Source organism: Streptomyces sp. RB17 (assembly GCF_009604455.1).
In the GTDB taxonomy this organism is placed as follows: Bacteria; Actinomycetota; Actinomycetes; order Streptomycetales; family Streptomycetaceae; genus Streptomyces.
Map to the genome: position 1 here is coordinate 573,546 of NZ_WEGL01000005.1, position 14,314 is coordinate 587,859.

General features: G+C 68.4%; 15 protein-coding genes and 4 pseudogenes. 8 read left to right on the forward strand and 11 right to left on the reverse strand.

Annotation, left to right across the window (positions count from 1 at the left end):
* The first annotated feature begins 91 nt into the window (after positions 1 to 91).
* From SRB17_RS24340 to SRB17_RS24350, 3 genes are all read left to right on the forward strand, one after another.
* Positions 92 to 985: a transposase gene (locus SRB17_RS24340; RefSeq protein ID WP_153542137.1), complete on the forward strand. Its 894-nt coding sequence runs from the start codon at positions 92 to 94 to the stop codon at positions 983 to 985.
* 13 nt (positions 986 to 998) lie between these two features.
* The gene (locus SRB17_RS24345; protein ID WP_228396218.1) at positions 999 to 1,757 is read left to right on the forward strand and encodes a DsbA family protein; all 759 of its coding nucleotides are present in this window, start codon (positions 999 to 1,001) and stop codon (positions 1,755 to 1,757) included.
* 256 nt (positions 1,758 to 2,013) lie between these two features.
* On the forward strand, positions 2,014 to 2,520 hold the full coding sequence (locus SRB17_RS24350; RefSeq protein WP_153542138.1) for a hypothetical protein: 507 nt from the start codon (positions 2,014 to 2,016) through the stop codon (positions 2,518 to 2,520).
* Between the two features lie 428 nt (positions 2,521 to 2,948).
* On the opposite strand, the pseudogene SRB17_RS46545 reads toward SRB17_RS24350, so the two are convergent.
* Positions 2,949 to 3,154, reverse strand: a pseudogene (locus tag SRB17_RS46545) (IS5/IS1182 family transposase); the annotation flags it as partial.
* Positions 3,155 to 3,255: 101 nt separating this feature from the next.
* On the opposite strand from SRB17_RS46545, the gene SRB17_RS24355 reads away from it, so the two are divergent.
* On the forward strand, positions 3,256 to 3,783 hold the full coding sequence (locus tag SRB17_RS24355; protein ID WP_323376175.1) for an STM3941 family protein: 528 nt from the start codon (positions 3,256 to 3,258) through the stop codon (positions 3,781 to 3,783).
* Positions 3,784 to 4,210: 427 nt separating this feature from the next.
* Here SRB17_RS24355 and SRB17_RS24365 read toward each other — a convergent pair whose 3' ends face one another.
* On the reverse strand, positions 4,211 to 4,483 hold the full coding sequence (locus SRB17_RS24365) for a hypothetical protein (protein WP_194294114.1): 273 nt from the start codon (positions 4,481 to 4,483) through the stop codon (positions 4,211 to 4,213).
* A gap of 70 nt (positions 4,484 to 4,553) precedes the next feature.
* Between SRB17_RS24365 and SRB17_RS24370 the strand changes: the two genes are divergently transcribed.
* Positions 4,554 to 4,982 (forward strand): hypothetical protein, encoded by a 429-nt coding sequence (locus SRB17_RS24370; protein ID WP_416237083.1) that lies wholly within the window; start codon positions 4,554 to 4,556, stop codon positions 4,980 to 4,982.
* Between the two features lie 206 nt (positions 4,983 to 5,188).
* Here the strand turns inward: SRB17_RS24370 and SRB17_RS24375 are convergent, their stop codons facing one another.
* Complete coding sequence (locus SRB17_RS24375; RefSeq protein WP_194294115.1) at positions 5,189 to 5,674, reverse strand: DUF4142 domain-containing protein; 486 nt, start codon at positions 5,672 to 5,674, stop codon at positions 5,189 to 5,191.
* Between the two features lie 416 nt (positions 5,675 to 6,090).
* Positions 6,091 to 6,213 carry a hypothetical protein gene (locus SRB17_RS47630; protein ID WP_267133445.1) on the reverse strand — a complete coding sequence of 41 codons (123 nt, stop codon included), beginning with the start codon at positions 6,211 to 6,213 and terminating at the stop codon, positions 6,091 to 6,093.
* 376 nt (positions 6,214 to 6,589) lie between these two features.
* Here SRB17_RS47630 and SRB17_RS24385 point away from each other — a divergent pair, with 376 nt between their 5' ends.
* The gene (locus SRB17_RS24385; protein ID WP_323376176.1) at positions 6,590 to 7,990 is read left to right on the forward strand and encodes a HEAT repeat domain-containing protein; all 1,401 of its coding nucleotides are present in this window, start codon (positions 6,590 to 6,592) and stop codon (positions 7,988 to 7,990) included.
* Between the two features lie 176 nt (positions 7,991 to 8,166).
* Here SRB17_RS24385 and SRB17_RS24390 read toward each other — a convergent pair whose 3' ends face one another.
* The 5 genes and pseudogenes from SRB17_RS24390 to SRB17_RS48535 form a co-directional block, all read right to left on the reverse strand.
* Complete coding sequence (locus SRB17_RS24390; protein WP_153542146.1) at positions 8,167 to 8,373, reverse strand: hypothetical protein; 207 nt, start codon at positions 8,371 to 8,373, stop codon at positions 8,167 to 8,169.
* A pseudogene (locus SRB17_RS48530) lies at positions 8,348 to 8,650 on the reverse strand (LLM class flavin-dependent oxidoreductase); the annotation flags it as partial. The gene SRB17_RS24390 and the pseudogene SRB17_RS48530, both read right to left, overlap by 26 nt.
* 64 nt (positions 8,651 to 8,714) lie before the next feature.
* A complete protein-coding gene (locus tag SRB17_RS24400; protein ID WP_153542148.1) occupies positions 8,715 to 10,055 on the reverse strand; it encodes an epoxide hydrolase family protein in 1,341 nt (446 codons plus the stop codon).
* A gap of 331 nt (positions 10,056 to 10,386) precedes the next feature.
* Entirely contained in the window at positions 10,387 to 10,653 is a 267-nt protein-coding gene (locus SRB17_RS24405; RefSeq protein WP_228396219.1) for a hypothetical protein, read from the reverse strand.
* 513 nt (positions 10,654 to 11,166) lie between these two features.
* Positions 11,167 to 11,297 (reverse strand): annotated as a pseudogene (locus SRB17_RS48535) (IS5/IS1182 family transposase); the annotation flags it as partial.
* Positions 11,298 to 11,503: 206 nt separating this feature from the next.
* On the opposite strand from SRB17_RS48535, the gene merB reads away from it, so the two are divergent.
* On the forward strand, positions 11,504 to 11,761 hold the full coding sequence (merB, locus tag SRB17_RS24410) for an organomercurial lyase (protein ID WP_323376177.1): 258 nt from the start codon (positions 11,504 to 11,506) through the stop codon (positions 11,759 to 11,761).
* A 115-nt stretch (positions 11,762 to 11,876) separates the two neighbouring features.
* On the opposite strand, the gene SRB17_RS24415 is transcribed toward merB, so the two are convergent.
* Complete coding sequence (locus SRB17_RS24415) at positions 11,877 to 12,266, reverse strand: hypothetical protein (protein WP_323376178.1); 390 nt, start codon at positions 12,264 to 12,266, stop codon at positions 11,877 to 11,879.
* Between the two features lie 70 nt (positions 12,267 to 12,336).
* Between SRB17_RS24415 and SRB17_RS24420 the strand changes: the two are divergent.
* A pseudogene (locus SRB17_RS24420) lies at positions 12,337 to 13,109 on the forward strand (IS982 family transposase).
* 148 nt (positions 13,110 to 13,257) lie between these two features.
* On the opposite strand, the gene SRB17_RS24425 reads toward SRB17_RS24420, so the two are convergent.
* Complete coding sequence (locus SRB17_RS24425; RefSeq protein ID WP_153542152.1) at positions 13,258 to 13,971, reverse strand: ankyrin repeat domain-containing protein; 714 nt, start codon at positions 13,969 to 13,971, stop codon at positions 13,258 to 13,260.
* Positions 13,972 to 14,314 lie beyond the last annotated feature (343 nt).

Sequence of the window (14,314 nt, forward strand, 5' to 3'; positions counted from 1 at the left end):
GGTTGGCCGGTGCTCTGGCGTGCGTATCGAGACGTGATCGATCTGCGGGCTTCGTCCTCGTGGCGGGGCCTGGGTCAGTAGATCTTCTTGCGTGACGCGAGTTTCAACTGACGAACGCGGAACCGGAGTTCATCGGGCGCTACCTGCCGATCGGTGGGTACGGCCCGTAGCCCGGCCGGCTGCGGCAGCAGTTCGGGGCGTGAGCCGGCGATTCGGCACAGGTGGGCACTGGCGCGAGATGCCGCAGGAGTTCGGTGCCTGGTCCACCGTCCACAACCGCTTCCGACAGTGGCGTGACGCAGGTGCGTTCGAGGCTCTGCTGGAGGGACTGATCGCGGAAGCCGGGAAGCCGGGGGAGGTGGACCTGTCCCCCCGGTCGACATCGACTCCGCCACCGCCAGGGCTCACCACGACGCTGCCGGGATGCACCGGGGCGAGGACGTCATCACGGCTCTGGAGAAGGCTGCGGCTGAGGAGGACCAGGCCAGGCCAAACGGGGCAGCCTCGAAGAACAAAACGGGCAGGACAGCGGAGCCGATCCCGAGTGGGAAGAGCGTCGACGCAGCTGACGCCGTCGAGAAACTGCCCACCTCTCCACCGACCGGAAATGCGGCCCGCCTGCGTTCGTCCCGATCGCCGGACAGGCCGCGGACAACCCGCAGTTCATCCCCGTCCTCAAGAAAATACGGGTACGCGGGCCTGTGGGCGCCCCTGCACTCCGCCCGACTCGGTCGCCGGAGACAAGGCCTACTCATCGTGCGGCAACCGGACCCACCTGCGCCCCGCGGCATCACGGCAGTCATCCCGGAGAAGACGGACCTGGCTGCTACTGAGACTCCAGGCGCGATGTCGCACGCAAATGGCCTGTGGACGGCGAAGGGTTCCCACCGGAACACGTAGGGAACCTGTGGCCGCAGCTGAGCACCACGGAAGAACCCCCACCGCCCTGGTCCTGGAGCAGATGCTTTACTCTCCCCTTCCATGACGCACAGGGGGGCATGATGCAGCTGAAGCGTGGGGGTAGACGGCTGACGGTAGCCGTGTTGACAGGCGTGCTCGGTGCGGCCGTGGTGAGCTGTGGGCCTCGGCACCCGGTCGCGGCCGCCGACGACGGACAACAAACCTCGGGCAAGGCCGATTACGCCAGGTCGGCTGACGTGCCCGAGCAGGTGGAACCGGACGGCACGAGCGTCTTGGTGGGCGATCCCCAGGCGCGGATTACCGTGCACCTCTACGAAGACCCGCGCTGCCCGTACTGCAAGCAGTTCGAGACCTCGGGCGGCGGCCCGGTCCTGACCAAGTGGATCCTGCGACGCAAGGTCAAGGTCGAGTACACGATGGCGTCGTTCCTGGACGGACGGCTGGGAGGAAACGGGTCGAAGAAGGCGGTCAACGCGCTGCGCGCGGCGGTGCAGAAGGGGAAGTTCGCCGAGTACCACGCCGTCCTCTACCAGAACCAGCCTTCCGAGGAGGTCGACGGGTTCACCGACGCGCGCCTGCTGCAATTGGCGAGCAAGGTGAAGGGCCTACGAAGCCCCTCCTTCGACACCGCGGTGAAGTCCATGAAGTACCGGGATTTCGTGGATTCCTCCGAGAAGGTGTTCGATGCCGCCGGGCATTACAACGGGCACGCCGGGCCGGGCACGCCTACCGCCGAAGTCAACGGGTACCGGATCCCCGTCGAGTACAGCGGGCTCCTCTACAAGGCAGATCTCTTCGACAAGTACCTGGCAAGGGTGATCGGTGCGGCGACGTGATGATCAGCTGCCGCTGACGACATCACGCCTGGAACGTCGGTAGCCAACCCAGCCGGTGCCACTGCCGCGCGCAGCGACCAGCAGGCTGACGTGAGGAGGGGCACGTTGGGCTTGGCCGTGAGGGCGCGGCAGCAGGCCGCGCCTCTTCGCCTCACCAGAGACGGACGCCCGGCGTTCGGTCACCAGTACCCCCGTCGGCTTCATGCAGTCTTCACGCCCGCATGATGGCCCCAACCACGACTCTCCTGGGGGGACCATGAAGGCCCGCACCGCCGCGACCGCACTGCTCGCAGCTGCCGCCCTCTCGCTCACTGCGTGCTCCGGCTCGGGCCCAGCCGACGACTCGGCCAAGCCGAAGACGCTGCCCAACAAGACGCCGGCTGCGCCCACCGGCCTCACCGCCAAGCAGGCCGCCGCCATGCTCGCCGATGCCACCGGCGTCACCACTCTGGGGAACCCGAGCGACAACACCGCCTCTTGCTCCCAAAAGGCCGCCGGTAAAGAGCCCAACCCAAGCGACTGCCTGCAGCTCATCACCACCGACACGGTGTCGATTTACGAGTACCCGTCACCCAGAATCGCCGCCCACCGAGTGGAGTTCATGGCCACCGAAGACTGGCGACAGGTCGGCCGGTTCGCCCTCGCCTGGAATGACCGAGACCAGAAGCTCACCGACGACAGCCATCGCGACGACCTGGTGAAGGCCCTCCAGACGGTGGACGCCGTCTACGACCTGAACGAGGCGACCGCCAGCACGTCATGAAGTGACCTGTATGCGTCCCGGGGCAGCGTGATCCATGCTGGCGCCCAAACCCGGCGGTCACCGGATACGGAGACTCACCGCATTCACCAGCTCCCCCGGGCGCACTCAGCAGGGTGGCACCCGACGAGGAGCCCGGAGGTCCTGCCCTGCTTTCCCGCCAGACGCCCCCAACAACGGCAGGAACAGGAGGAAGCGCAGGTCGCAGAGGGTGCAGCCAGCCCACTGTAAAGGGGCCGTATCGGCGACCGCCCATGGCGGGATCGGCCGATCACCGTGGCGGAACTCCCGTGGCTGATCCGCATCCTGCTGACTGCCGGTTTCGTGGTGCTCTGCTACCAGACAGGTGCTCGCCCGGGGGGAGATCCTGGGTATGCGGCGCGGATGCCGCGCCGTCGACGAGGAGACCGGTGAGCTGCTGATCCAGGGATGACCTTGAGCGGGGGGCCCTTCCCGTCGCAGATCAGGTGGTGTCTACTGCCCGTCTTCCCGCGGTCGACCGGTGACGGGCCGGTGGCCTCGCCCCTGTTTTCGTGCGGATGTGGGAGGCGTCCATGCAGGCCCGCGTCCAGTCCAGGGCGTCAGCCGCGTGCAACTCGGCGAGCAGGATGTGGTGCAGCTTCTCGCAGACGCCGGCCCACTACCGCGTGGGACGACGGCAGACGGGACGGCCACGGCACCAGGCGGTCTGCGAAAAGGCTTCCGCCGGCGAGGGCTCTCGTCCTATCGTTTGAGCCCGTGATCAGAAACGGCGTTCCACTGCCCCCGACGGTCTACCCGCTCGCCAAGGGACGTGTGTGGGCCATGCTGGCCGGCTCTCTGGTCTTCGTCGCTCTGGGCATTGTTTTCCTGGTCGCCCACAGCACCGTGAAGATGACTGTGGCGGGTGCGCTGGCCGTGCCCTTTTTCGGGTTCTGCTCGGTGATCATCATTCAGCGCCTGCTCCGCGACCGACCGGAGTTGCTGCTGGACGATGCGGGAGTGGACCACGTGAGGCTGGGCCGGTTCGGTTGGGACGAGATAGCCGCCGTGCGGATACGCGAGCAGCGGGTACGTAACACCTCGCAGTGGTTCATCGAGCTGGTGCTGCACGATCCGGACGCCTATCTGGCTCGAGCACCCAAGCTCGTCCGCGGCACCGCGTCCATGAACGCACGACTCGGCTTCGGTCCGGCCATCATGGCCACAAACACCTTGCCGGTCCTGCCTGAGGCGGTCCTGGACGCGATGCGGCGTCACTGCCCCAAACTCGCAGTACAGCACTGAGCACGCCCGTTGGCCGACCGGCTGGTTCTGCCTCTTTTGTCAGCGTCGGGTCCATATGCGGATGCCGGCAACGTGAAGGTGCGGCAGTAGGTCTCGCGGTCGAACCCGGGCGGGCGGCCACCTTGGCGGCCAGTTGAGCGCTGGCGCCGGTTGAGGCGGCTGGGAACTGTCGGCGGCTGGTGGCAGGATCGCCGGTATGGTCTTCGTACGTACTACTCCGGCGCGGCCGGTCGACGTCACCGCAGCCTTTCCTGAGTTGGCTCCGTTGGCGCGAGCTGCAATTCGGCTGCACCCTCGTGCCGGATCGCCTTCGGTGTGGGAGAGCTCGGTCGAGACAGCCACCTCGTCGGCCTCCACCTGCGCGCCTCGGTGATCTGGATCAAAGACCTCACCCGAAGCACCCGTTGATCACGATTCGATGCGCACCCTAGGCGGTGCGCTTCAGTTTTTCGGCGAATGCCCGCGCCGCTGCGAGGTCCGTGATGTCAGGTCGCCCCTTGCGGATCCCACCGACCAGCTTGAACGGTGCCCAGGTGTCAAAGCCGCGGCATGAGAATGTGTCCGCCACCTCGAAGCCCTTGTACTCCAGCAGTCGCACCATCGGGCCGAAGCGAGGCGCGGGCAGACCGCTTGTCGCGAACACGAACGCCCGTCCCTGCCGCTGCGGGAGGGAGGAGGCGAACTCGCGCAGACCCGTCACCTCGGCGACGCGCAGATGATCAGAGCCTTACCCATCATTGAGGGCGGGGCCGAGGAGCAGACCAAGTTGGATACGACGTCCTTGCCTGCCGACCTACCCAAGTACCGGGGCACAAGCCTTTGGCGGCCTGGAGGGTCACACCAGGCAGGAGCAACCACCTCCAACAGTTGCAAGGGGGAAATATGCGAATTGCTCGGCGCCCGAGGGCTCGCTGGGTACCGTCTACCTGACGTACAACTCTGCGAACGGCAAGAACTGCGTCGCGACCATCCGCAACAACCCGGGTACCGCCGTGGCCATGTCCGCCTGGATCTATGTCTCCGACACCGACCAGGGTGACCAGGACTACGGTCAGTACACGTCGTACGCGGGTCCGACCTACGTCTATGGCAAGGCCCACTGCGTCGACTGGGGTGGCAGCATCAGCAACGTGTACCTGCAGGTGACCGGCTCCAACTGCGGTGCCCTGAGGGAGAACCGGGTCACCTTCACCCGCTGACCCGCTCGCCCCTGCCCGGCGCACGCAGGGTCCACGCTCCGCACCTCGCGTGTCGCGCGGATGAGTGGGATGCGAAATGGTCCGGCCCGTCCTGCGGGGAACACACATTGTTCCCGCCAGGACGCGCCGGACCCGTTGGCCGGTCGGAGGCCAGCCACATCTCGGCCGCGGCGGCCTGAAAGTTCACATCCGCGAGCCGACAGGCGCTATGCGTGGCACACGCCGTGGTTGACCATCTGGGTGTGGCGTACGACCACCGGGCGCGCGCTCTTGGCAAGGGACTTCACGAGCGGGCTGGTGCCGGATGCGATCTCCTTGTCGATGAGCGCGAGGGTCTGCACGTGGGCGGGGTACTGGTCCTTGAGCCACGCGGCATCGTACGCGGGCGTCCCCGCGAGGGACTTGAGGGCGGCGGTTTGCTTCGACTGAGCCCCCGATTGTCCGGACGGCAGGGCCACGCCGAGTTTTGCCGCGGTCTTGACGACACCGGCATCAAGGGTGCGGTGGTCGCGGATGAAGTCGGCGGCTGCCCGCCTGACGCAGGCGCTGTTCGCGGCGCTCTGAGCTTGCAGACTGGTCGTAATCTCCCACAGGTTGCCCTGATGGGCTGCGGTCAGGAGCTGCCTGTCCAGGGTGGAGACCGTCGGCGGCGGCGACGACGCAGCGAGAGCCGGGAGCGACGTGGCACCCATGACACACAATGTGGCGGCGCAGACCGCGGCGGAACGGGCACGGGATCGAGTCGTGTACATGAGTCCTCCACAGGTCGCACGTGCAAGCCCCGATGAAAATCCCACCCCCGTTGCTCGAAGGGTGAGAAACCGCACTTATGCCATGGTTCACCCGGTTCAGCTGCCCGGCAACCGAGGGCCCCGGCGCCTCCGTCGGTTGCGGTGGGCGGTCGGGCGCCGATGCGGTGTCCGCACGGTCGTCCCCCATCGGCCGACCAGGTCGCCGAACGCAGGCACCACGGCCGCTCGGGGGACCGCCCACTGGCTTTCGACCGTGACGCCTGCGAGCAGCGAAAAGCCCGTGAGCGGCGCATCAATGAGCTCTATGTGGCAGTGATGTCCATGTGGTGGGCGCACTCCTCATAGGAACCCGCAACCTAGGAGTCGGGGCCATCGAGCAACTCCGCGAAGTCCCTGGTCAGGGCCGTGGCGTTGCTGGACGAGGGCGACGGGCCGAGCAGCGGCTTGGTGGGTGGGGTCTCCTGTGACGCCCAGAGCACGACGCATCGCGTCTCTCATGACGCGTATCAGAGACCAGGTGTGCGCTGCGCGGTCCGCCGGAGCTCGCGGTTCTCGTGAGCCTCCTGGATGGCTCGGTCCATCTCCAGCTCGCGGTTCTTGGCCCGGTCGGCGCCCCGCCGGGTGAGCAACGGGCCCCCGAGAGCGCCCGCTACGCCAGTGATCGCAATCAGTTCCGCCCCCACGTCCACTGGATCACCCTGGACGGCGTGGCCCTGGCGGCCTCGAGCCAAGGGCAGAGGTACGGCCGTGGTCCTTCGGCCTTCGGATGCGTTGCCGGGGCGATCGTGCTATTGAGGCAGGCGCAGATGCGTTCCCCTCATGGGGCCGAGCAGAAGAGACGGGCAGGAGACACACGTGCGAGAGGGGATCCCGGCGGTACGGCGGCTCGCCGAGGGCGCGGCGCTTCGGGACGTGCTCGACGTCGACGACCCGGCGGCCTGGCTGGAGCTGGACGAGGACGTGCGGGCGGAGGAGTGGTACTGGCCGCCGGAAGTGAGCGCCTGGGAGCGGACGGGCAGCGGTCGCGCGCTGCTCGCTTCCCTGGCCGCCGGCGATCCGATCGCCGACGCCCGCCTTGCCCTCGCCCTGTGCCACCGCGACGGCAGGATCCGGCACCGGGCGCTGGGCCGGGCCGCCGGCCGGCCCGAGCTGCTTCCCCTGGTGGCCGTGCGGTGCACCGACTGGGCGGAGCCGGTGCGTACGCGGGCGCGCAAGCGGCTCACCGAGGCGCTGGACGCCGAGACGGCGGCACAGCTCGCCCCGCTGATCCGGCGCCTCGCCGACCGCCACCGCGGCGACTTCGCCCTCGGCCTGCTCGATGACCTGCTGCGCCGGGCGCCCCGGGAACGGCTGACCCCACTTCTCGTATCCGGTGACCGTGCGGTACGCCGGTTCGCTTACGGCCTGGCCGTCGAGGAGGGCTTCCTCTCCGCCGAGGAACTGGCCCGCGGCGCCGCGAAGGACGACGACACGGTCGTACAGTCACTGTGCGCGGAAGCCGCGCTCACCGCCGTGACGCGGAACGACGCGCCGGAGGTGCTGCACGCGCTGCTGGGCGCCCGTAGCCCGCAGGCCCGGTCGGCAGGCGTGACCGCGCTGCGGCGGCTGGACAAGCCCGACCGGGCCGTGGATTTCCTCGCCGACCGGTCGGCCCTGGTGCGGGCCTGCGCCCGGTACGTCCTACGGCACCACGGAACCGATCCGCTGCCCTGGTACCGGGCGCGCTGCGCCGACCCGGCCGACCCGGTGCTGCCGCCGGGTGCCGCGATCGGACTCGCGGAGTGCGGGGACCGCGCGGACGCGGCCCTCTTGCGGCCCCTTCTGGAGCATCCGCTGCCCGGGGTGCGGGCGCGTGCGGTGGCGGGTCTGCGGACGCTGGACGTGACAGACGTCCCGAGGATGCGGCACATGCTGGACGATCCGGCGCCCGGCGTCGTCCGAGAGGCCACGCTCGCCCTGCTGCCGTCGGCGCAGATGCTGCCGCCTCAGTGGCTTCTGACGCGGCTGGACCCGGCCCGGCCCCGGGCGGAGCGGTCGTCCGCATGGCGGCTGCTTCAGGCGCATGGGGAGGCTGTACGGCTGGGGGCGGCCGTGACGCTGCTCGACGATCCTGACGAACGGCTGCGGACGCGGGCGATGCCGGTGGTGCGGCGTGCGCTGCTGTGGGGGATGCGGAGCAGGGCGGAGCCGGAGGTTGCCGAGTTGCTCGAGCGGGGCCGCGTCCTGCTGGACCGACCCACGGCGCCCTGCCGGTGACACACCGGGACGGGCCGTGCGGGTGTGCCGCGGCCCAGTCCACGGGCCCGGCTCAACAACCCCGAGGCGCGCCGTGTGACGGTCGTGCACGGCAGTCAGGTCCGCTACGAACAGGAGGCGGCGGCGGCTCACGGCCGCCGACCTGGCCAAGCCAGGACGGAAGCAGGCTCCACCGCCTACGCGACACCGCAACCGAGAGGTTGAAGCCGTACCTTCCGTCCCCGATCGGGCAGCAAGAGCGATATCGCGCTGCGCAGGGCCGCGAGGCCCATGACGACGGGAATCCACCGCTCGCGCACCGGTTCGGGGTTGACGCGCAGGCCATTGACGCGGGTGAAGTTGCCCTCGAACGTGGCCACGTCCGCGCGCCACAGGGTCCGCATGGCCGAGGTGCTCCTCGGTCCGCCGACCGCGTGCCGTGAACGGAACGCCGGGCGAGCCGAATTCGTCGGCCGACCAGACGATGCCGAGGGTGAGCCGCCCGGCCGACAGGAGGTCCAGGGGCGCCGTTTGTTCGGCCGCCACCACGGGGTGGCGCTCGGGCAGCAGCAGTACTCCGGTGGCCGGCCCGATCCCCTCCGTCACGGCCGCCGCGAAAGGCAGGGTGAACAGCGGATCGAGCCAGCCGGCGTCGACCGCTGTCGCCGATTCCCAGGGCATGCAGACCGACCCGCACCCTCCGCCTCCTGAAACGTCGCGGGTGCCGGCGTCGGGGCTGGACGGTTCACTTTCCTGGGCTTTCCTGTGAGCCACGCAGTGCCCTGAACGCCGTGCGGAGTTCGGTCGTGAAGAGGTCCGGGACTTCCCAGGCCGCGAAGTGGCCGCCGTTGCCGACCCGGTGGTAATAGAACAGCTTGTGGTAGGCGCGGGATGCCCAGCTCCGCGGCGCCTGGTAGATCTCGCCGGGAAACACCGTGATGGCGGCCGGGAGGGACACCGACACCGCGTTGAAGTTATTGGCGTTGTTCTCCCAGTAGAGGCGCGAGGAGGAGACAGCGGTGTTCGTGACCCAGTAGAGCGTGATGTCGTCGAGCATCTCGTCCTTGGTCAGCACACGCTCGGGATGGCCGCCGCTGTAGGTCCAGGCGGCGAACTTGTCGTACATCCAGGCGGCCAGTCCGACGGGAGAGTCCGTCAGCCCGTAACCCTCGGTCTGCGGACGGGTGACCATCATGGCCGAGTAGCCGGACCCGGTCTTGTAGAAGGCGGCGAGTTTGTCGTAGGCGGCCTTCTCGTCCGGGCTCAGGCCGGCCGGTACGGGGTCGCCGCAGGCGAGTTTCCCGGCGATGTCCGGCGGGACGGTGGCGGGGAAGTTCACGTGGATGCCGAGCAGTCCCGCGGGTCGCTGTACGGCCATCTTGTCCGAGATCACGGCCCCCCAGTCGCCTCCCTGGGACACATAGTGCGTGTATCCCAGCCGCTCCATCAGCACGGCCCAGGCGCGTGCGATGCGGTCGGGGTTCCACCCGGTGCTCGTCGGCCGTTCCGAGAAGCCGTAGCCGGGCATCGACGGTATGACGAGGTGAAAGGCGTCCTCGGCGCTACCCCCGTGGGCCGTGGGGTTGCTGAGCGGCCCGATGACCTTCAGGAACTCCAGGACGGAGCCGGGCCAGCCATGGGTCAGGATCATGGGGAGCGCGTTCGGATGGCGGGAGCGAACGTGGATGAAATGTATGTCGAGTCCGTCGATCTCCGTCATGTACTGCGGCAGCGAGTTGAGTTTCTCCTCGATGTTCCGCCAGTTGTAGGCCGTGCCCCAGTAGTGGGCGAGTTCCTTCATCGTGGCCAACTGGACGCCCTGGGACTGGTCGTGAACCGTTTCCCGGTCGGGCCACCGCGTCGCCACGATGCGCCGACGCAGCTCCGTGAGATCCCGCTCCGGAATGCTCACGCGGAAGGGCCGGAGGCTCTGCCGCTCGGCCGCGCTGACCGGCTTTCCGGTGGATTCCTTCCCGGAGTGGTGCCGCCCTTGCAGCCCCAGGGACCCTGTCGCCGCCGCGGTGACGGCGGCGGCCGATGTGGAGATGAACGTCCGGCGAGAGTGGGCACGGAGGAATTCGGGCATGACGGATCTCCCTTGGGGCATCCCATCGGTTCCGGGGGTGCGGAGTAAGCAGGGGGAGGGCGCCCTCGACGACCGTTCTGCTCGTCGGCCGGAACGAGAATTCGGTGCGCACAGAAACTCAGCTCTGGAGTCGCGGGGCCCACGGACTCTCGCGCGACATGCTGTTACGTTAAGTTAACGATATGTACCTCTCGGTAAGCATGCAACTCGGGAGCATGAGGCGACCACGGGCGAAGCAGGGCGAGGCCGGGCAATGAACCGGCCCTGGTCCGCCGCCGAAGGGGCGTACCAGGGCCGGTGAAATGGCCGCTACTACCGGCGGCCGGCGGTGTCAGCGGTGGCACACCCGGTGAGCGGGTCGCCAGACATGGGTCCAGTGGCCGGCGGGCGCGCGGTGGTGGTGGCCCCGATACTCCGGGTGCCACACCCGCATCCAGTGGCCCGGCACCACTACGCAGTGGCGCGACCATGCAGGCGTCGGGTGGTGTTGCGGCGCGGCCGACGCGGTGCCGACCGTGCCGACAACGGCGCCCGCGGCCAGCGCCACCGTTGCCGCCCCCAGAGCCGCCGCCCGCTTCCATGCGTTGATCATGATCATGCCCTTCTGTTGCGAGCCCGGGGCTGATGCCCCGTCATCGCCCGGCCGGCCGGCCGGGAATGCGTAGATCGTGACCTTTGTGTGAGCCTAACGGCACCCGAAGTCCCGTTCCCTCGAGACGAGTTGCCCGGCCAGCACTCGAAATCCGGAGCCCCGGTGCCCACCGGTGGCGTCCGGCATTCGGCGCCCGCACCGGCACCGTCTGCTGGAGAACCCGTCCGCGGAGATCGTGCGGACTACCGGGACGACGGGTGGACAGCCGGCACAATGAGGCGCTCCGGGCAGGAACGGAGGCGGACTTGAGCGCAGCGGAGCGCACATGCCTCCCGGCCGCCCGGCCCGACCTCGCCGTGCCTCGCCTGGTCGGTCGCGACCCCTGCGGGTCAGGACGCAGTTCGGTCCATGCAGGCCAAGGTGACGGCCATGACCTTGAGAACGTCCCGGTCGGCTTCGCGGGAGGTCGGCTGACCGTTTCTGCGGGTGACTCTTGCCGCGACGAGGTCGGTCCTGTCGGCTGGGGATGACCATGACGAACAGCGGCAGGTCCTTGGTATCCACGACAGGTGCCGCTTGCGGCCGTTGATTTTCTTCTCGCCGTCATGGCCGCCGGAGTCGCGGCCGACGGTCGCGGCGGCGTCGACGCTGGGAGTCGATGACGGTGGCGGGCCACTAAGGGCGGGCCCAGCCAATCAGCCGGCGACCCGTTTACGGCGCTGGTGACGGATCTGCCCGACGACCCCGGCTGCAGCCCAGCGGGACATGTCTCCGGTTGCAGGTACGTCAGGCCGGGAAGTCCTTGGGCAGGACTCTCCACCAATCAGGCACTCCGGGCCGTACTGTCTCCGAGGTCGTGGCCGATCGGGCGGCCGACGACTCCCTTGCCCCGGATGACCACGGCCGCATCCGGGCGGCATACACGTTCTCCGCCCTGCCCACGGCCCATCAAACCCGTCTCGCCGACGGAATCGAGGTCTCGGCGATGTGCGCGATCGATGCCCTAGCCGCCCCGGACACGCTCGGCACCGACGCCGCTATCGCCTCCGCCGACCCCTGGGCGCGACGGCACCCCGACTACACCGGAAAGAGTGTTGCCCGCAACCGTGCCTAGATGATCAATTCCAAGGGATGCCTGCAGGGGGTGCGGGGTGGGCGGCGGCCGAAGCCACCATAAGACGGTCAGGCGGCGGGCTGCCGACCCTGGTTGTCGAGGTGGCAGCGGGCGGTCAGGCGTCAGGGTCGACCTCGGGGTGCGTGAACCGCACGGGCTTGCCCAGCGACCGGGCGTATGCGATTTCGGCTCGGGTGCTGTCTCCGATGTAGTCGCCGACTACGAGCACCTCATCAGCGAGCCGGATCTTCGCCCGGTGCAGATCGTCGAGTCGAACCTTCAGCGCCTCGGCCTCGACAGGATCGGACCAAAGTTCGTGCGGCGACTTCATGTCACAGCCCGGTTTGACGACAATCTTTCCGGCTTTGGTCTCCCCCAGATCGGCCTCGGTCATCTCGGTCATGAAGCGGGTGGAGCCGCAGATCACGACGATACGCGGGAGGCTCAGCTGCTTCTTCGCGTCGGCGAGCTTCTCCTCGGGGGTGAGCAGTTGCCGGTATGACACTGGTTCCTCCTGGTGGTGTGGTCCAAGGGGTGCCTGCGGAGACGAGAACGAGGGTGTCCAAGATCGTCTTATGGCGAACGACGTGGACACCCTCGCGACAGCACTCTATGCGACGACCGACGACATGCTGAAAGAGCGTTTCCGAGCCGGCGCCGTGGCGCCCGCCGGTCGGCATTACGCCCCGCCTGAGCGATGCCGAACTGGTCACCCTCGCCATGATGCAGGCCGTACTCGGCTTCACCTCCGAGGCCAAATGGCTCCGCCATGCCCGTGCCCGCCTGCGCCACCTCTTCCCCTGCCTGCCCCAGCAGTCCGGCTACAACAAGCGGCTGCGCAAGGCCGCGGGTCTGATGCGAAGCGTCAACCGGATACTGGCCGCCACCACCTCGGTGGAGCGACGACGTATGGGTCGTGGACTCCACCCCGGTGGAATGCGGCCGCTCCCGCGAGACCGTCAAACCCTCCGACCTGGCAGGCTGGGCCGGATACGGCTACTGCGCCAGCCACAGCCGCTTTTTCTGGGGCTTGCGCCTGCACCTGGTGCTACTTCGGCCGTGGTTTCGAACGCGAACTGTCCGAGTATGGAGTCCAGTTGCTGCGGCCTGCCCGTAAAGGTGAACGGGAACGGCCTGGCGCAGCCCTGTTCAAGCCGCTGCGGCAGGTCATCGAATCGATCAACGAGACCTTCAAGGGACAGCTTGACCTCGAACGGCACCGAGGGCACACACCCGACGGTGCCATAGCCCGCGTCATGCAACGCATCCTCCCGCTGACCGCCGCGATTGGCACAACGACGCGACCGGACAAACCGTCCTACGCTCACTGATCGCCTACGATCACTGACCCCTTGGAATAGATCATCTAGACCCTGGCACGGGCAGTCTTCGGATCTCTGCCGACAACAGCGGAGCCCGCCGGGGAACGAGGATGCTGACCGGCGGGCTCACCCGTATCGACGGGGAAGAGGGGAGATCTTTGAGGCAACAGAACGTCATTCTTGACTGGCTGCCGCGGAGCGAGCGCCCTGTTCCTCCAGCCAGCCGATCACGTTGTCCCTGCGGGTGCCGCGGCCTCTGGCCGCATCGAGCGGGGTGCCCTCGGCGTAGTCGGGCACCCAGTTCAGGTCCGCGCCGGCGCCACGGAGGTGTTCGGCGGCGCGTCGCTGTCCGGCGCAGCAGGCGTGCCAGAACGCCTGAGACACCTCCTGCGACGTGGGGGTGGTGGTGTCGAGCAGTTGCTGGAGGCGGTCGAGCATGCCGAGCGCGGCGGCGTGCCAGAGCTTCTCGATCCGGGCACCGCGGGCGGCGAGAAGGGACGCTACGTGCCAGCAGGCGTAGCCGATGGCGTTGTCGAGCGGGGTGCCGATGGAGCCGTCGGCTGCTTCGATGTCGGCGCCCGCGTCGATCAAAGCAGCGGCGACGTCGACGTCGTCGCTGCTGGCCGCCCAGTGCAGCGGGCTCTCGTCACCGGGGCTGCGGGTGTTGGGGTCGGCACCGGCGGCGACGAGCAGCCTGACGATTTCAGGCCCCTTCGGGAAGTAGCCGGGCCAGTCGGCCACAACGTGGAGCGCGGTGCGGGTCTTGAAAGGACCGCCGAGAGGCCCTGCGACGAGCTCGGGTGCGTCGGCGACGATGCGCCGGACGGCCTCGATGTCGCCGATGCGGATGGCGGAGACCAACCCCGCCGCAGAGGCATGTGCGGGCATCTCCACGTCGATACCTTTCGGGCGGCCTGATGCTGAAGAGAGGGGTTCCGATGCACACACTCTCACCTGACGCATCGCCTGGAGCGACGAGGGGGCCTCATCCGGGTCGCACGGGTGAGGTGCCGTCCCCGCCGGTGAAGTCGCGGAAGGTCGTGATCCCCAGGTGCACGACGGTGCTGCGCCAGGCCTGTCCGGCATCCAGGGAGCCCACTGACCAGACGAAACCGGCACCTCAGCGAACAGGAATCAAGGTCGCCCCGCCACCGAAATTTCCGTTCCGATGCTCCCTTGGGGGAGAAGGGGCGAGTGTGGCTGAAGCCCCCGCGTATCCCCTGCTCATCGC